Source organism: Streptomyces sp. NBC_01142 (assembly GCF_026341125.1).
Lineage (GTDB): Bacteria > Actinomycetota > Actinomycetes > Streptomycetales > Streptomycetaceae > Streptomyces.
Genome location: NZ_JAPEOR010000002.1, coordinates 3,373,261 through 3,389,289, shown reverse-complemented (window position 1 = coordinate 3,389,289; position 16,029 = coordinate 3,373,261). Strand labels below are relative to the sequence as shown.

Below are 16,029 nucleotides of genomic sequence, written 5' to 3'. Positions count from 1 at the left end.
ACCAGCGCGTGGTGGTCAGATACCGCCTGACCACTGCGCTCGAAGTTGTGAGCCTCGGCATCCGGCCAGGTGCGGCGAGCTGACTGTGCAGGACAACCTGCGTCTTGGTGCATGGCGCAGGGGGCGAGTGCCATCCGAGCCGTATCCACCAGGCGCCGGCCGACCTTCGCGAGCTGCGCCGCAGGCGAGCCTCGGCCCTTTCCGGCGGAATGCAGCATCTGGTCGCGCCAGGGCGGGACTGATGTCCGTTCCCCAGCTGATCGCGATCGACCAGGTGGCTCTGCCGTCGCCCCTGCCGGCAAGCCGGTTCGTCGTGGGCGCCCGGGTCACCGGGCTGGTCAACTCGCCGCGCTCGTCGGCGTCCCCTGCTGCGCCTGTGGGGCTACAGCCTGACCTTCGCCGCGCCGGCCATCCAGCCCATTCTCTTCTCGCTGATCATCCAGGGTGTGCCGCCGCTCAATCGGGCGGTGTGGGCCGCGACAAGCCGGCCGTCTTCGGTCTGACAGCCGACTGGCGCGCCTGGTCGGCGGGATCTACGCCGTCTACGGGGCGATCCTCATCCCCGCCGCTCCGCGTTTCCTGCCCGGCGGACTTGTAACGCTCGAGAGGCGCGTCGGCTCTGAACGTCTGAACCGGGCGCTGGAGCCCCCAATCTCGCATGGCCTTCGCCCTCGTTCCCCCCTGGGCGGAGGCCATGCGACTACCGGAGATATCCATGACTCTGCTCAGAAGACTCTTGTTCGGCATCATCGCCGGACTGCCCGGTGGCGCGCTCGTGGCGGTCGTGACGAACCCGCCGTGGATCCCGTGGGCGGCGCACACGGCGGTGCTGGGAGCCGTGCTCGGCCTCCTCTTCGGCGAGCACAGGCAGAGCAACGGCTCGTCCTTCTCCGTCGGTCTGCTCATCGGCCTGCTCGACTGGGTGACCTGGACACTCACCCTCGCTCCCGCGCTGGAGGGGAAGACGCCGTCATGGACGATCGCGGTGGCCGTATCGCGCTTCCCCGAACTCGTGGGCGCCGCCCTGTCCGGCGCGATCGCCGGGCTCGCCTTCCACGTCCTTTCGGCCTGGCGCCCGCCTCGGCCGGCGCCCCCGCGGGCCAAACCCCACGTGGTGATCGTCGGTGGTGGTTTCGGTGGGGTGGGAGCCGCGCGCGAACTGGACCGGCGGGTCGGCCGCGGGCTCGACGCTCACGTGACGCTGATAAGCGACTCGAACTTCCTGCTGTTCACCCCGCTGCTGGTCGGCGTCGCCTCGAGCACGGTGGAGGCCAGGCACGTGAGCGCCCCGGTGCGTGTCGGGCTCGACCACGCCTCCTTCCTGCACGGGCGGGTGGTCTCGATCGACACGCAGACGCGCAATGCGTACGTCTCCGTCGGCAAGGAGGGGATGATCCGCGTGCCGTACGACGAGCTGGTCCTGGCAGTTGGCGCGGTGCCGCACTTCTTCGACCTGCCGGGAGTGGGCGAGCACGCCTTCCCGATGAAGTCCGTCGAGGACGCCACCGGGCTGCGCAACCAGGTGCTGAGCGCGCTGGAGCGGGCCGACCTCGAACCGGACCCGGCCGAGCAGGCCAGGCTGCTGACGTTCGTGGTGGCAGGCGGCGGATTCGCCGGGACGGAACTGGTGGCCGAACTGTTCGACCTGGTGCATGACGTGCTCCACTTCTATCCGCGTCTGCACGGGTTGCGCCCCAGGTTCGTGATCGTGCACGCGGGTGAGCGGCTGCTGCCGGAGCTGTCGCCGAAGCTCGGCTCCTACGCTCAGCGCAAGCTTCACAGTCGCGGCATCGAGTTTCGCCTCGGCGCGCGCGTGACCAGGGCCACCGCCGAGGACATCACGCTCGACTCCGGCGAGACCGTCGCCACCCGCACCCTGGCCTGGACGGCGGGCAACCGGCCGAACCCACTGGTGCAGCAGGTCATGCATGGGCCCCTGGTCGTGGATCCCACCATGGAGGTCCCGGGCATGCCCGGCCTGTGGGCGCTGGGCGACTGCGCGAGGATCCCCGACCCGGCGGGCGGGGCCTACCCTCCGACCGCGCAGCACGCGATCCGTGAGGGCAGGGCAGCAGCGAGGAACATCGCTGCGGTCCTCGTCGGACGCCGTCCCGTCCCGTTCCGCTTCGGCGGGCTCGGTGTGCTGGTCTCGCTCGGGCACCGCACGGCAGCCGGCGAGATAGGCGGGCGGCGAGTCTCCGGTTTCCTCGCCTGGGTCCTGTGGCGCTCGGTCTACCTGAGCAAACTGCCCAGTGCGGAGAAACGGCTGCGCGTGCTCGCCGACTGGACCCTCGACCTGGTCTTCCCCAGGGACATCGCTCTCTCGACCAAGGATGATCGTCATGCGTAACGCTGGATTCGGAGCCGTCGCCGGGCTCGCGGGAGGGCTGGTCTTCGGCGGGGTGATGGTGCTGATCGGGTTCCTGCCCACCGTTGCGGCGATCGTCAGAACCGACTCGTCTGTCGTGGGCTTCGCCGTCCACATGCTGCTCGCGGCGATCATCGGGAGCATCTTCGGCGTGCTCGTGGCGCGGCAGCGCGAGTTGCTGTTCTGGGGGCTCGCGTACGGCGTCCTGTGGTGGTTCCTCGGGCCGTTGACGCTGCTGCCGATCCTGCTGGGCAGGCCGGTGGCCTGGGACGTGGCAACGGCACAGGCGCTGATCCCCAGCCTGCTCGGCCACCTGGCTTACGGAGCGGTCACGGCCGCCGTCCTCGCCCTGCTGTCGCGCAGGGAGCGGCAGTTCAGGCCCGGTCTCGTGGTGCGCGCGTCGGTCGCCGGGCTGCTCGCCGCCGCGGCGCTCGGGCTCGACTGGAACGGGCTGATCGTCGGGGGGCTGATCGGCGCCTCCTACGCGGTGGTCTTCGGCGACCCCGAGGAGGGCACCGGCCCCGCCCTGATCCGCGGCGCCGCCTTCGGCTTCGCCTGGTGGGTGCTCGCCGCGGTGACGATCTCGCCGCTGCTGGACGGCCGCGGGCTGCAGTGGGCGCCGACCGCGGTGCGGGCCGCCGTGGCATCGCTGCCCGGATATCTGCTGCTCGGTGCCGGTACGGCCCTGCTCACCTGCTGGCTGGGCGGCCTGTCGCGGGCGGTGTTCTCCGATGATGTACGGCACACCCTGGAGGGACGCCTCGCCGGTGGGCGGGTGATCTCGATCTGGCACGGCGTCATCGCCGGGCTGGCCGGCGGCGTGATCTTCACCGGTGTCATGGTCGCCGTGGGATACCTGCCGGTCGTCGCCGCCCTGGTCGGCTCCCAGTCCACGATCGTGGGCCTCGTCATCCACCTGCTGATCTCCCAGGTCGTCGGCGTCACCTACGCGGTCTTCTTCCGCCGTCGCAGCTTCGACCCGGCCTCGGGGATCGGCTGGGGTGTGTCCTACGGCTTCCTCTGGTGGGTCCTGGGCAACCTGACGCTGCTTCCCGTGCTGCTCGGCGCCGCACCCAGGTGGAGCGCCGCCGAGCTGGCCGTGTCCTTCCCCTCCCTGGTCGGCCACCTCGCCTACGGCGCCGTGCTCGGCCTGCTGTACCAGCGGCTGGAGGAGCGGGTCAGCCCGTGGCACCGGACCCGCAGTGAGGCGACCGCGCTGCGGGCGGCCGCGCGTCACGAGCAGACGCTGAGCGCGGCCCCCGCGCTGTGGAGCCTGATCACTTGCGTGGCCTTGCTCATCCCCGTCCTGGTGCCCTAGTCGTCCGGGCTGAAAGGACCTGGAAAGCCGGGGAGCGGGTGGCGACGCCCACCCGCTCCCGTTCCTCCCGCGCGACCTGGGTCCGTCAGCTGCGCTGCTTCAGCTCGGCCGCGCCGAACGACACACTGAAGCGTTCGCACCAGATCGTCACCGTGGAGTACGTGTTCAGGTCGGTGCCTCGCGGGATCGCGTAGTTCTGGTTGCCCTCGTTGCCCTTGAGTTCGCCGAGGTCGACGTGCTTGCCGTCGTCGAGGTTGCCGCCGCCGTCCTGCTTGACCGGCTGGTCGCTGAGCCACACGTGCAGGGCCGGACCGTCGGAGGTGCGCAGGTTCGTCAGGCGCAGCGTCGCGTTCCCGTCTTCGAGCTGCTGGATCTCCACTGAGCCGCTGGTCTCGTGCTCGTGGGTGGTGAAAGTACCGTTCGCCAACGGCCTGGCCGCTGACCCCTGCTGGTTGGTGGCCACCGGTGCCGCCTCATCCACGCGGACCGTGGTGAACAGCCGCCAGGGCTGGAAGAGGTAGAGCCCGACGGCCGCCGCAAGGACGACCACCATGGTGCTGATCCACAGGACAGGGCGCTTGGTTCGGGACATGAGGATTCCGTTTCTGTTGGGTATGCACACCGACTCGGTGGCCGGGGCGTGGCGCTGAGGCCACCGTCGGCGATGGCCTCGACGTCGTGGCCACATCGCCCTCAGAGACGGAAAGACCGGCGAACGTTACACGTAACGTCGGCCGCCCTCCTCGACGTCCCGCAGGACGCGGGCGGCGAGTCGGGAGTGGTCACGGTGGCGGAGACCGGCATGGGGACGTTCCAGCAGTCGGTCACGTTGGGCCGGCTCGGCCGCAAGCACCTCGATGGCGTACGGGCGCGCAGCGGCCCTGCCGGTTCGCCGAGTTGGCGCTTCCTGCCGGAAGGGCGGCTCGACGACGGCACGCACAACGGCTGGGCGAGCACGCCGTCCGGCTCGTGGCGGAGCAGGTGAACGCTCGGGGCGGGTGACGATGGAGGTCCGCCCGCCCCGCGCCACCGTCCCCGGCTCCACCACCAGCACGTCGAGTCGAGGAGATGGCGGGGCAGGTTCTCCTTGCAGTACTGGCCCTGTCCGAAGCGATACGGCTGTCTGCCGACTCACGGGACCGACTCGGGGCGGTAGCCCCGAGTCGGTCCGAACATTGCTTACCGCCAGCTCCAGTTGACGGCTCCGTAGGTTCCCCTGGTGGTGATGTCGATGCCCCGCTTGTCGTCGTAACTGAACCCGGCGAAAAGATGGCTGCGGCTGGAGGGCCACTGCAGCCCCTGGACCGCGTAGAGCTTGACCGGCTCGTTGGAACTCGTGGCCACATGCGTGGTGGTGCACTTTCCGGCCAGCACGCGGAACGCGTAGCCGCCCCTGTTCGGGAACTCCACGATGGTGTCGTAGCCGCGGCCGTAGTTGCAGAGACGGAACTGCTGGGGGGTGCCTGCCTGGGCGGTGGCGGCCGGGACGAGTGCGGCGGTCGCTGCGATCACGGTGGAGGCTGCGATCCTGGCGGACCACTTCTTGAGTGTGCTCTTCTGCATCGTCTTCCTTTGTCGGGTCAACGCTGACGTGTTGGACTACATGGCTGGCTCCTGCGCCGACGATTCCTTGCGGTGACGCTGCCGCGCCCTGCGGGATTCCCGTCGCCGCCGGGGGCGAGGATCACGGCGTCCGCTGTGCTGCCGACCGGAGTTCTTGATCGGAACGCCGAAGTCTGGCGGGCCGACGACCGTCAGCACTGCTGAGCGGGGCGCGGCCGCTCAGGTTCGACAGAGCGCATGGCCTTCTCGCGGCGCAGCTCATCGGCCTCGTCGCGGACGCTGTCGAGCCTGACCTCAAGCATGCCGACACGCTCGCGGTAGCGCTCCAGCTCGGCCCGGACGAATTCGGCGTCTGCCACCTGGCGGGCCGTCTCTTCGCGGATCGCAGCGGTCTCCTCGGCGAACTTCTGCTCCGCGGCTTCGAGCGCGGCGATGGCCATCTCGGCAGCCTCCTCAGCGAGCGTGGTGCGCTGCTCGGCGGCCAGGATGCGCTGCGCGGAGGCGCGGGTGACGGTCTCGATCCTGGCCTCGGCCGCCGCGGAGTCCGTGATGATCGCCAACTCCTCGATATAACCGGGCAGGTCGGTGGCGAGCTGGTTGACGTGGGTGACGAGCTGGTTGATGAGCGCGACGAGGGCGTCGCGTGACTGGGCGGCAGGGGCGTCGTCGACAACCGACATTTCCATCATTGCCGTTATTTCGTTGTGCACGGCCTCCGCAGGCGTCTGCTCGAATCCATCGGCGGCGGGAGCCTGTCCGAGCTCCTGGGGCACCACTTCGGCGCCGGGGACCTGCCCGAGCGCACTGGGCGCCGCACCAACACCGGAGGCCTGCCCGAAGGCGGCGGGCGACGACGGCTCGACGACCGACGCCTGGGCCCCCTTCGCATCGTCCTTGGCCGCCTTCTTGGCCTCGGCTGCCGCGCGCTTGTCCTCCTTGCGCTGCATCCGCTTCGCGCGGAACTTCTTGAACGCGCCGAGCGCGTTGTGGTCGGGGTGCGGGCAATAGCGGGGCGCCGGACCCTGCACGCCGGGTGCGGGCGGCTCGGGCGGATTGGTACAGCCCGGATAGGCGCAGGTGGGGACGGTCTCGACGGTTGCGACGGTCATTTTCGGCCTTTCGTTGCTGACTTAGCGATATTCCGGATTCTCGAAGTCGAACCGGCACCCGGCGTCCCACTGCGACCGCTGGTTCCCGTGCGCCGGAACGCCACCGGCGTCCTTGAGCAGCCGGGCCAGATGCAACAGGTTCCATGTCATGAACGTGGTGTTCCTGTTGGTGAAGTCGTTGGTGGGACCGCCGGAGCCCTGATCGAGATAGGAAGGGCCTGGCCCGGCCTCTCCCATCCAGCCCGCGTCCGCCTGCGGCGGGATCGTGTATCCCAGGTGCTGCAGGCTGTACAGGACGTTCATGGCGCAGTGCTTGACGCCGTCCTCGTTGCCGGTGATCAGGCAGCCGCCCACACGCCCGTAGTAGGCGTACTGACCGGCATCGTTGAGCAGGCCCGAGCAGGCGTAGAGCCGCTCGATGACCAGCTTGGTGACCGAGCTGTTGTCACCCAGCCAGATCGGCCCGGCGATGACGAGGATGTCGGCGGCCATCACCCGCTGGTAGATCGACGGCCACGCGTCGCGCTCCCAGCCGTGCTCGGTCATGTCCGGCCACACCCCGGTGGCGATCTCATGATCGATCGCCCGCACGTGCTCGACCTGAACGCCCTGCTTCTCCATGATCCGCGAGCTGAGGTCGATCAGGCCCTGCGTGTGGCTGCGCTCCGGGCTCTTCTTCAGCGTGCAGTTCAGGAACAGCGCACGCAGGTCGTCATGGCTCATACCCCTCAGTGCGGCCGGCGCGTCAAGCGTTACAAGTAGCTCTCAACCGTTCGCGCCCGGCGCCGGCCGGGCCGGGCACCGCCCGCGCCCGCCGTAGACCCGGGCCTTCTTGTTGTCTGGACCAGCTGGGCGTCTCCTGCCCGGTGCGTGCCCGATACCTTGTCGTCTGCCTTGTTGGCAGCCTTCTCGCAGCTGCCCCGTACAGCTGCGAGTACCGCAATCACCTTCGATCACGGCCGGTAGTGTCCCCCGGGGCTCGTAGCAGCCGGTATGGACGTCGCCGACCGATCCGGCCAGAGCTACGGATCAGAAGTTCCCCGTGCCGCATCCGCGCCAGATCGGGCCGGGACTCACGGGGAACGGGGTCGCCGGCGAGGGCTCTGGCCAGCAGACCCCGGAGTCGGCATCCCGCAGGTCAGGCCCCAACTCGCCCCACCTCGCTCCCAAAAGCGGGTGACGCAGGTTTCCGCCCCAGCGAGCCTTCGCCTGATGTGCGCAGGCGTCCGCAGGCGTCCGCAGTCGGCTCCAGGAGGAGCCGTGCAGGAAGACAACAGCAGCGACCGCATCGGGGGGCACTGTGAGTAGGAGGCGGTACGTAGCCAGAGGCGTACCGGGCGGCTGCCGCATCTGGGACAACAGAGGGCGTCGGTGGTGGGGCGACCACTACGAACTATGCCCTGACGACCTCCTCAGCGAGCTGAACGGTGATGCAAACCAGGAGAAGATCACCGCGCTTCTCAAGCGGGACAGGGCCCAGAAGCGATAGGCGCCGGCTGGTACGGCCGGTTCGGGGGACCTGGCTGTCACAGCACCGCCCCATGACCTTGTTCCGGCCCGTGCCGGATGCGTACCAGAACGAGGGGACAACCGCGGTCAGTAGCGACCGTGACACCGGGAGCCGGCCAGAGGTTCAGTGGGGTCGGTGACGTCAAGCGCCGCCAACCGGCTGACCTCCGAGGCGGGTCGCGGATCAGCCCCCCGGGACCGCAGGGACGATACGGCCATGACATCCCGGGCAGGCACCCCTGAGATTTCGACGACGCCGCGACTCGTCCTGCTGACACTCGCCGCGGGGCAGTTCCTGATGGCGCTCGACAGCTCTGTCATGAACGTCTCGATCGCGACGGTGGCCGACGACGTCGGAACAACGGTGACCGGGATCCAGGGTGCGATCACGGCCTACACGCTCGTGATGGCGATGTTCATGATCCCTGGCGGCAAGGTCGGCGCGATCATCGGCCGTAAGCGTGCGTTCATGATCGGCTGCGCCATCTACGGCTGCGGGTCACTGACGACGTCGCTCGCCCCGAACCTGCCGGTGCTGCTGTTGGGCTGGTCGTTCCTGGAGGGGGTCGGGGCGGCGCTCATCCTGCCGGCGATCGTGGCGCTCGTTGCCGGCAACTTCGCTGTGGAGCGCCGGCCCGCCGCGTACGGGCTCGTGGCGGCCGCCGGGGCCGTGGCGATCGCGGTGGGGCCGCTCATCGGGGGTGTCGCGACGACGTACTTCTCCTGGCGCTGGGTGTTCGCCGGTGAGGTCGTCATCGTGGTCGGCATCCTGCTGCTCGCCCGCCGCATCGCCGACGCTCCACGCGACGAACGCCACCGCCTCGATCTCGTCGGTGCCGCGCTCTCCGCCCTCGGGCTCGGGATCTTCGTCTACGGCGTACTCCGCTCGGACGAATGGGGCTGGTTCCGGCCGAAGCCCGACGCGCCCGCCTGGCTCGGGATCTCTTTGGTCGTGTGGCTGATGCTGGTGGGTCTGCTTCTGATCTGGCTCTTCCTGCGCTGGGAGGCGCGCGTGGTGGAGCAGCGCAAGGAGCCCCTCGTAGACCCGGCACTTCTGCAGAACAAGCAGCTCACCGGCGGCTTGACGATGTTCTTCTTCCAGTACCTCGTGCAAATGGGCGTGTTCTTTGTCGTACCGCTCTACCTCTCGGTCGCACTCGGCCTGTCCGCGCTCACAACCGGCGCACGCATCCTGCCGCTCTCGCTGACACTGCTCGCCGCCGCGATCCTGATCCCGAGGTTTTTGCCGGACATCTCGCCGCGGCGCGTGGTGCGGCTCGGGATCCTCGCGCTGCTCGTGGGTGCGGTGGTACTGATGGCCGCGCTCGACACGGACGCCGGTGCGGAGATCGTCACCATCCCGCTCTTGTTGATCGGGCTCGGCATGGGAGCTCTGGCGTCCCAGCTCGGGTCGGTCACCGTGTCCGCAGTGCCGGAGGAACAGAGCGCAGAAGTCGGCGGCGTCCAGAACGCGGTCACCAACCTCGGCGCCTCGATCGGCACGGCACTCGCCGGGTCGATCCTCATCGCTGCCCTGACCACGTCGTTCCTGACCACAATCGAAAAAGATCCGGCGATTCCGGCTGAGGTAATAAGCCAGGCGACCGTCGAACTCCAAAGCGGCGTGCCCTTCCTGTCGGACGCCCAGCTCAAGGCCGCCCTCGAGGAGGCGGGCACGAGCACAGACGTCACCCGAGCCGCGCTCGACGCGAACGCGGCAGCCAGGCTCGACGGCCTGCGCGCCGCACTCGCCATCCTCGCCCTCGCCACCGTCCTCGCGATGTTCTTCACCCACCGGATCCCGACGACCCAGCCCCGCTCGCCCCAGCCCCGCTCGACCGAGCCATAGCCGCGGCGACCCGGTGCCCGAGGAACACCCGGACAGCGGGAGGCCCTCCGCACGACGAAGCGGCCGCGGCTGGCCGCGGCGGGTCATTGCGGGTACCAGACCTCCTCGATGTTCTCCTGGGTGTCCTCCGGCCGGGAGACCTTGAACACCGACACCATCAGCGTCTCGTTCGCCAGCGGCATGTACAGGCCGCAGGCGATCAGATCGAGGTACTCGCCCCAGTTCAAGCCGTCCGGGTCGTCGAAGTCCAGGCCCTCCGCGCCGGGCCTTTCCGGGTCGATCCCGCACGCCCGCAAAGCCTCCGCCGGATTCCCGCTGACGATCATCTCGTCCCACCCGTCCGCGCTCACGTCCGGCACTCCGGGGACATGGACCAGGTACTTGCCGTAGGTGAGGGAGAAGTCCATCTCGCACGCGCCGATGATGCGGGCATCGGGGTGGGCCTTGACCTGCCCGTCGAAGACCGGGTCGAGGTTGCAGGAGCCGGCGCCGTCCTCCCCGAACGCGGGGTCGGTGATCTGCACGACGCCGCCCCAGCAGCCCACGGTGACGTAGTCCAGATCATCGAAGGTCGTCGGCGACCGGACGTCCAGGCGCGACATCGGGGCCAGCTCCTCCACGCCGGCCACCGTGGGCAGCTCGCGCACGATCGCGCGGGCGCGGGCCTGGTCGTGCGCGGGGGCCCGGTCGATGGTGCGGTAGGTGTAGCCGGCCGGGGACGGGGGGTGTACGCGGGTGATCTGAGTGATGCTGTGGCGGCATCTGGTGGCACGGTCGAGGCTCATGAGGGGCGAGCTTAGGGCAGGGCGCCATCAGGCAACGATCAGCGCGACATCGGCCAACTCCATTGCTTCAGAAAGGAGTTGAGGCACCAGTTCCACCACCGCGGACGGAGCTGCATCGTTTCCGTCAGCCCAAACGCCTTGCTCGTGAAACCAGGTGGGAACGGCTATCGCTTCTGGTCGCTCACGGCTGCCGCCACGGTCAGCAAGGTGCCGGCAAGGGGCGGCACAATCATTGCGGCAATCAGCCATCCCGTCACTTCCTGCTCAGGCATGGAGCGCCACAGCACTCCACAGCCGACGAGGAATGAGATGCCGATACACACGTTGAGCACCAACAAGGCCCGTGCGGTTCTGCGTGCCGAGGCGCGGCTACCAGGCCGGTTGACCAGAGAAGGGGGCATCTGCCGACCGGCGAACGGTACCGCGGCCCTGTCCGGCAACTCGTTGCGTGCTGTCATCCGCAGCATCAGCTCCGCGCAGGCGGTGATCAGCACCGTCACCCCCGCGTACAGGAACACCAGCACGAACGCACCGCCGATCGACCGGTCCGCCCAGGCGTCCACGCCATCGATGCCAAAGTGCTTCGGTATCCGGTCCGGCAGGCGCGGGTAGCGGATCGCGCCCCAGATGGCCAGCGTCGCAAGCAGCGCAACGTTGGGAAGTAACCACAGCCGAAAAGGAGGCGAGAGCACCATGGGACTGATTGTCCGACGTGAGGACAAGGCTGGAAAGGGCTGATCAAGACTCCACCGATCCGGCCGAACGTCGTCTCGGAGCTGCGCGTGTGCCCCCGGCGGCCACGCCTTCCCCAGTGCTCCTCCTTTTACGATTGTGCCCGCCAGATGGTGAATTGACGATCAGTTGGGGAACGCGGCGTGCGGTGACGGCGGGGGAAGCGAACGGTGGAGAGCTGATCGGGAAGGTGCTCGGGGGCGTTACCGGGTGACTGCGAGGGTCGGGCGCGGTGGCATGGGAGTGGTGGGCCGGGCGGTGGACGAACTGCTCAACCGGGAGGTCGCCGTCAAGGTCCTGCGGGCCTTCCCCTCCAGAGCGGCCAGCCGGTCCACTGTCAGCGCATGGGTCCGACCCGGCGAGGCCCCTGGACGGACCCGTTCGCGGGTCGAAAGGTCAACGTTGAGCAGGTCCTCCGCGTGCCCCAACTCCCGCAGATGCCCTCACTGGAGAGCCATGACATCGCATCCCACCCTCAAGCTCAGGTGCGTGCCGCTCGGCTGCTGCCGTGAGCCCGGCTGCTAACAAAAGGAACCCGTGCGGTGGTCGACAACCGGCTGCGAACCCAGCAGGAACCGGTCAGCAGCAGGCCGGCGAGCAGCAGTACGCCATGGACGACGAAGGAGGTGTTCATGGCATTGTGCAGCGGCGAGCAGACATATCAGAACGACGAACACGTCTACGACGCCCTGCGGGCCGGCGCCAGCGGGTTCATCCGCAAGCGGGCGCCGGCCCAGCAGATCGCGCACGCCATCCGGCTGGTAGCCGGCGGTGACTCCGTGCTGTTCCCGGACGTCGTGCGCCGCCTGGCCGCAGCCAGGCCCGTACGGCGGGATGCCGCCACCGGCAGGGCCGCCCTGCTCACCGGCCGCGAGATCGAGGTCCTGCGGCTCATGGCGAAGGGGCTCTCCAATCAAGAGGCCGCCACCGACCTGCGGGTGAGCCTGGAGACCGTCAAGACGCACGTGGGCAACGTGCTGACCAAGCTGAGCGCCAACAATCGCACCCAGGCGGTCGTCATGGCCTACGAGCGGGTCTGTTGGGCACCGGGTCAGACGACCAGTAGCGCCGGTCGGCGTCAGTACGTCCACCGCGCGCCGGACCACCGCCCTGCGCAGCGACCTGGACCTGCTTCGTTGCCCGGACTCCCGACGGCTTCCGCGCTGTTCGCGTTCGCGCGCATCGCTGCCCTCACGCGTGCGCCGGATCGAAACGCCCGGTCCACAGATCAGCGTGTCGTCCTGGGCTGTGCTCATCACCGCTAGCGCGGCGCACTGTCGTCGGCCGGGAACGCGGCGCCGTGGCCGGGCACGATCAGGTCCGCGGCGGCAAGTACCCGGAGCCGGGATGCCAGCAGTATCTCGTGGTCCGGGGCCACCGGGTCCTCCACCGGGCCGTTGGGGCGCCACCACAGGTCACCCACGAAGGCCACAACACCCGAGTCCGTGCCTGCCAGCAGGGTGATGTCCTCGCGGCTGTGTCCCGGGGTGCGGATCAGCCTGAGCGAGGGGGTCAGTTCGTAGCCCTCGGCGTCGCGGTCGGTCCACTGGTCGTTCTGGTAGATCGCCTTGTGGTCGTGGACGCGAGCCCGGCCGAAGAGGCCGACGTTCATGGTGTTGTCCGGATGGTGGTGGCTGAGCACCACATCGGTGATGTCATCGGGGCCGATCCCCGACTCCGCGAGCGGGCCGAGGATCCGATCGCGGCCGGCCACCATGCCCGGGTCGACGATCACGTGGCGTTCCCCGTCACTGATGTAGGAGACGGTGGCGGCCACCCCGGGGCCGGTGGAGAGGGTGTAGCCGGTGGTCAGGATCTTGTATGTGGCGCTGCGGCCGAGCGGTGCGTCTGTCATGGCCCCAAGTCTTCCGGGCAGAACCCTCGTTCACGAGTGGCCGCACTGCCACTGATCGCAGGAATCGTGCCACACTGCCCGCATGCCGCCCTTCGTGACCGTCGCCGCCTACGCCCCGCCCGGTGTCGGGATGCTCGGAGCCGGCATCGTCTCCGAGGTGTTCGACGCGCGCGGTCAGGACCTGCCCCGCTTCGACTTCGCCCTGTGCACCGACCGGCCCGGACGGATCCGCAGTGATGTCGGGCTGCCGATCGTGGTCGAGCACGGCCTGGACCGGCTGGCCGCGGCCGACCTGGTGATCGCCCTGCCCTGGGCGGACTTCCGTACACCGCCGGAACCCGCCGTGCTCGGCGCGCTGACCGCCGCACATGAGCGTGGCGCGCTGGTCGCGGGACATTGCGTCGGCGCTTTCGCGCTCGCCGCGGCCGGCCTGCTCGACGGGCGGCGCGCCACCACCCACTGGCGGTTCTCCGGCCTGCTGGCCGACCGCCACCCGGATGTCACCGTCGAACCCGACGCCCTGTACATCGACGAAGGCCCGATTGTCACCGGCGCGGGAGCCGCTGCCGGCTTCGACCTGTGCCTGCACCTCCTGCGGCGGGAGTACGGCGCCGCCACGGCCAACGCCATCGCCCGAGACCTGGTCCTGCCGCCCCACCGCGACGGGGGACAAGCCCAGTACCTGGCCACCCCGGCCCCCGAGGACTGCCATGACGATCGGCTTGCCGACGTGCTCGCCTGGGCCCGCGAGCACCTCCACGAGTCGCTTCCCGTGGCGGAGTTGGCCCGCCGATCCCTGATGAGCAGGCGCTCCTTCGCCCGCCGCTTCGCCGCCTCGACCGGCACTACCCCGCACGCCTGGCTGCTCGGCCTGCGGCTCAGTCGCGCCGAGGAACTCCTGGAGACCACGGACTTCCCTGTCGAGGAGATCGCCCGCCTGGTCGGCTTCGGAAGCGCGGCCGTCCTGCGTTCACAGTTCGTACGGCGTCGGGGAGTGCCGCCCCGCTCCTACCGCCGGTCCTTCACCCGCACGCCGTAGCCGGCGAGTGCATGCCCCGGGCCGACGGCCCGGGGCTTCTTTGTTGTCCGGACCGCGCCAAGCGCCTTGCACCAGATCCGCGCCGGAAGGCGCATCGTCGCTCGCCTTACTGCCCTCTGACGCTCAGAGCTTGCTTCTGACGCTCAGGGCTTGCCGGATCGGGACCGTCTTGCCGCACAGGTGCACTTCGCGAAGCAGGAAGTTGCCCGGAGCCGGGCTCAGGAGACGATGCCGGCCATTGCGCCGCCGCCGGTGGCGACGCCGCCGCGCGGCTTGGGTGCGAGGAAGGGGGGCCTGTCCTGTCGGCACACGGTTCCGGCCGGCGGGAGGGTGCCGTCGATGATGTAGCGGCCCTCGTGGGCCTTGATGCAGCTGCTCGGGTTGATCAGTGCGGTGTGGCCGTACCCGTTGTTGGTGAGCAGGCGGGCGTCGGCCAGTTCTTCGGCCATGGCCTGCGAGTTCGAGTAGGGAGTGGAGGGGTCGTAGGTGGTGCCGACCACCAGGACGGGGTGTGCCGTCGGCTTGTTCCACGGGCCGCGATAGCGGTTGGCCGCTACGGCCGGCCAGTCGGCGCACCCCGAGGTGGCCCAGGTCCAGAAGCGTCCGGCGTCGCCCGCACGGGTGACGCTGGCCTCTTCCATGGCGTGGTAGGCGGCGGGGTCACGCGGATTGGGACTGTCGCTGCAGAGCACCGCACCGGCCTGTTCATCGCCGAGGTACGGATTCGGATTCGGAACCGGTGGTGCGGGTGGGGGCGTGGACGGCTCCGGGGCGCGGCCCTCCCACAGGCTCTGCAGCCTGCCGGCGACGTCCGTCCATCCGGGGTGGACGATGTAGAGGCCGCTCACCACGTCACCGACCGTACGGGCATAGGTCCACTCGCCCACGGGATGCTCCCGGAGCCGCCGCAGCAGCTGGTCGAACTTGTCCCGGGTCGCCTTCGGGCTGCCGGCGGAGAAGGCACACCGGGCGGTGGTGGTGGACCCGCACCGGGCGAGGAACTGGTCCAGGACTGCTGCCGCGCTGCGGTCCGAACCCATGCGCAGGAACGTCGGCAGCCGGGGGGCGTCGTCGGAGGCGTGGTTCGTCCAGGCCTGCGGGTCGATGTTGCTGTCGAGGACCATGGCGCGGACCTTGCCGGGGAACAGGTTGGCGTAGGTGGCGCCCAGGATTGTGCCGTAGGAGATCCCGAGGTAGGTGAGTTGTCGGTCGCCCACCGCCCGACGGAGCTGCTCGAGGTCGAGAGCGGTGTCGGCGGTCGACACATGGCGCAGGAGCTCGGGGTCACGCTGCTGGCAGCGGTGGGCCAGATCCTTGTACGCGGCGATCCAGGCCGTCCGCCCCTTTTCGCCCACCGGGAAGGCGCCGGCCGGTTTGCTCGCATTCCATGCTTCGGCTTCCTCGGGACTCGCGAAGCAGTTCACCGCGGTGCTGTTGCCGATCCCGCGTGGATCCCAGCTGACGATGTCGAACCGCTCCCGCACCTCCTGGGGGAAGGCCTCGTAATTCTGTGGCATCTGCACCGTTCCGGGACCACCGGGTCCGCCGGGGTTGAACAACAGGGTGCCGATGCGCCGTCCGGGGCCGGTCGCCTTGCGTTTCACGACCGCCAGCTCGATGGTGCGACCGCGGGGGTTGCTGTAGTCCAGCGGCACCTTCGCGGTCGCGCAGTCGAACTGACTGCCCTGGACGCAGGCTCTCCACTCCAGCTTCGGGGCGGGCACCGAAGGTGTCGGCGCGCCGCCGGCGGCGGCGAGGTCCTGCCCGGTGAACACGGTCGAGCACATCACCGCCGAGGCTATGACCGTGGCACATCGTCGGCGGCCCGCTATGGGTCCGGGTATGAGCATGCGCTGTCCTTTCACGGCTGAGCGCCCGATCACCCATGCTGTGGTGCTATGG

The 16,029-nt window shown here is 69.3% G+C and carries 15 protein-coding genes; 7 read left to right on the top strand and 8 right to left on the bottom strand.

What is annotated here, in order from left to right; all coding sequences use genetic code 11:
• Nucleotides 1-715 precede the first annotated feature (715 nt).
• Complete coding sequence (locus OG883_RS33070; protein ID WP_266548663.1) at nt 716-2,350, top strand: NAD(P)/FAD-dependent oxidoreductase; 1,635 nt, start codon at nt 716-718, stop codon at nt 2,348-2,350.
• Nucleotides 2,343-3,686, top strand: a complete 1,344-nt coding sequence (locus OG883_RS33065) for a hypothetical protein (protein WP_266548660.1) — start codon at nt 2,343-2,345, stop codon at nt 3,684-3,686. The genes OG883_RS33070 and OG883_RS33065 overlap by 8 nt, the downstream gene beginning before the upstream one ends.
• A gap of 85 nt (nt 3,687-3,771) precedes the next feature.
• Here OG883_RS33065 and OG883_RS33060 read toward each other — a convergent pair whose 3' ends face one another.
• Entirely contained in the window at nt 3,772-4,278 is a 507-nt protein-coding gene (locus OG883_RS33060) for a DM13 domain-containing protein (protein WP_266548658.1), read from the bottom strand.
• Between the two features lie 195 nt (nt 4,279-4,473).
• Between OG883_RS33060 and OG883_RS33055 the strand changes: the two genes are divergently transcribed.
• Nucleotides 4,474-4,671, top strand: a complete 198-nt coding sequence (locus OG883_RS33055) for a hypothetical protein (RefSeq protein ID WP_266548656.1) — start codon at nt 4,474-4,476, stop codon at nt 4,669-4,671.
• A gap of 194 nt (nt 4,672-4,865) precedes the next feature.
• Here the strand turns inward: OG883_RS33055 and OG883_RS33050 are convergent, their stop codons facing one another.
• The 3 genes from OG883_RS33050 to OG883_RS33040 form a co-directional block, all read right to left on the bottom strand.
• Nucleotides 4,866-5,249: a hypothetical protein gene (locus OG883_RS33050; protein ID WP_266548653.1), complete on the bottom strand. Its 384-nt coding sequence runs from the start codon at nt 5,247-5,249 to the stop codon at nt 4,866-4,868.
• A 191-nt stretch (nt 5,250-5,440) separates the two neighbouring features.
• Complete coding sequence (locus OG883_RS33045; protein ID WP_266548650.1) at nt 5,441-6,358, bottom strand: hypothetical protein; 918 nt, start codon at nt 6,356-6,358, stop codon at nt 5,441-5,443.
• Nucleotides 6,359-6,379: 21 nt separating this feature from the next.
• Entirely contained in the window at nt 6,380-7,081 is a 702-nt protein-coding gene (locus OG883_RS33040; protein WP_266548648.1) for a flavodoxin family protein, read from the bottom strand.
• Between the two features lie 577 nt (nt 7,082-7,658).
• Here OG883_RS33040 and OG883_RS33035 point away from each other — a divergent pair.
• Together OG883_RS33035 and OG883_RS33030 are read left to right on the top strand one after the other, a co-directional pair.
• Entirely contained in the window at nt 7,659-7,847 is a 189-nt protein-coding gene (locus OG883_RS33035) for a hypothetical protein (protein ID WP_266548646.1), read from the top strand.
• A 237-nt stretch (nt 7,848-8,084) separates the two neighbouring features.
• Nucleotides 8,085-9,716, top strand: coding sequence for an MFS transporter (locus OG883_RS33030; protein WP_266548643.1), 1,632 nt, complete (start codon nt 8,085-8,087; stop codon nt 9,714-9,716).
• Between the two features lie 83 nt (nt 9,717-9,799).
• On the opposite strand, the gene OG883_RS33025 is transcribed toward OG883_RS33030, so the two are convergent.
• Both OG883_RS33025 and OG883_RS33020 read right to left on the bottom strand, forming a co-directional pair.
• Nucleotides 9,800-10,501, bottom strand: coding sequence for a DUF6333 family protein (locus OG883_RS33025; protein ID WP_266548640.1), 702 nt, complete (start codon nt 10,499-10,501; stop codon nt 9,800-9,802).
• A gap of 164 nt (nt 10,502-10,665) precedes the next feature.
• Complete coding sequence (locus OG883_RS33020) at nt 10,666-11,196, bottom strand: DUF1648 domain-containing protein (protein ID WP_266548638.1); 531 nt, start codon at nt 11,194-11,196, stop codon at nt 10,666-10,668.
• A gap of 669 nt (nt 11,197-11,865) precedes the next feature.
• Between OG883_RS33020 and OG883_RS46860 the strand changes: the two genes are divergently transcribed.
• On the top strand, nt 11,866-12,498 hold the full coding sequence (locus OG883_RS46860; RefSeq protein WP_323181022.1) for a response regulator transcription factor: 633 nt from the start codon (nt 11,866-11,868) through the stop codon (nt 12,496-12,498).
• On the opposite strand, the gene OG883_RS33010 is transcribed toward OG883_RS46860, so the two are convergent.
• A complete protein-coding gene (locus tag OG883_RS33010; protein ID WP_266548636.1) occupies nt 12,495-13,088 on the bottom strand; it encodes an MBL fold metallo-hydrolase in 594 nt (197 codons plus the stop codon). The two genes, OG883_RS46860 and OG883_RS33010, sit on opposite strands and share 4 nt — an antisense overlap.
• An 82-nt stretch (nt 13,089-13,170) precedes the next feature.
• Between OG883_RS33010 and OG883_RS33005 the strand changes: the two genes are divergently transcribed.
• A complete protein-coding gene (locus OG883_RS33005) occupies nt 13,171-14,127 on the top strand; it encodes a GlxA family transcriptional regulator (protein ID WP_266548634.1) in 957 nt (318 codons plus the stop codon).
• A 218-nt stretch (nt 14,128-14,345) separates the two neighbouring features.
• On the opposite strand, the gene OG883_RS33000 is transcribed toward OG883_RS33005, so the two are convergent.
• Nucleotides 14,346-15,977 (bottom strand): alpha/beta hydrolase, encoded by a 1,632-nt coding sequence (locus OG883_RS33000; RefSeq protein ID WP_266548631.1) that lies wholly within the window; start codon nt 15,975-15,977, stop codon nt 14,346-14,348.
• Nucleotides 15,978-16,029: the final 52 nt, after the last annotated feature.

Bases quoted from the DNA above. Each gene is read 5' to 3' on its own strand.
- OG883_RS33070 (WP_266548663.1), top strand. From the start codon at position 716: ATGACTCTGCTCAGAAGACTCTTGTTCGGCATCATCGCCGGACTGCCC.
- OG883_RS33065 (WP_266548660.1), top strand. From the start codon at position 2,343: ATGCGTAACGCTGGATTCGGAGCCGTCGCCGGGCTCGCGGGAGGGCTG.
- OG883_RS33060 (WP_266548658.1), bottom strand. From the start codon at position 4,278: ATGTCCCGAACCAAGCGCCCTGTCCTGTGGATCAGCACCATGGTGGTC.
- OG883_RS33050 (WP_266548653.1), bottom strand. From the start codon at position 5,249: ATGCAGAAGAGCACACTCAAGAAGTGGTCCGCCAGGATCGCAGCCTCC.
- OG883_RS33045 (WP_266548650.1), bottom strand. From the start codon at position 6,358: ATGACCGTCGCAACCGTCGAGACCGTCCCCACCTGCGCCTATCCGGGC.
- OG883_RS33040 (WP_266548648.1), bottom strand. From the start codon at position 7,081: ATGAGCCATGACGACCTGCGTGCGCTGTTCCTGAACTGCACGCTGAAG.
- OG883_RS33030 (WP_266548643.1), top strand. From the start codon at position 8,085: ATGACATCCCGGGCAGGCACCCCTGAGATTTCGACGACGCCGCGACTC.
- OG883_RS33025 (WP_266548640.1), bottom strand. From the start codon at position 10,501: ATGAGCCTCGACCGTGCCACCAGATGCCGCCACAGCATCACTCAGATC.
- OG883_RS33020 (WP_266548638.1), bottom strand. From the start codon at position 11,196: ATGGTGCTCTCGCCTCCTTTTCGGCTGTGGTTACTTCCCAACGTTGCG.
- OG883_RS46860 (WP_323181022.1), top strand. From the start codon at position 11,866: ATGGCATTGTGCAGCGGCGAGCAGACATATCAGAACGACGAACACGTC.
- OG883_RS33010 (WP_266548636.1), bottom strand. From the start codon at position 13,088: ATGACAGACGCACCGCTCGGCCGCAGCGCCACATACAAGATCCTGACC.
- OG883_RS33005 (WP_266548634.1), top strand. From the start codon at position 13,171: ATGCCGCCCTTCGTGACCGTCGCCGCCTACGCCCCGCCCGGTGTCGGG.
- OG883_RS33000 (WP_266548631.1), bottom strand. From the start codon at position 15,977: ATGCTCATACCCGGACCCATAGCGGGCCGCCGACGATGTGCCACGGTC.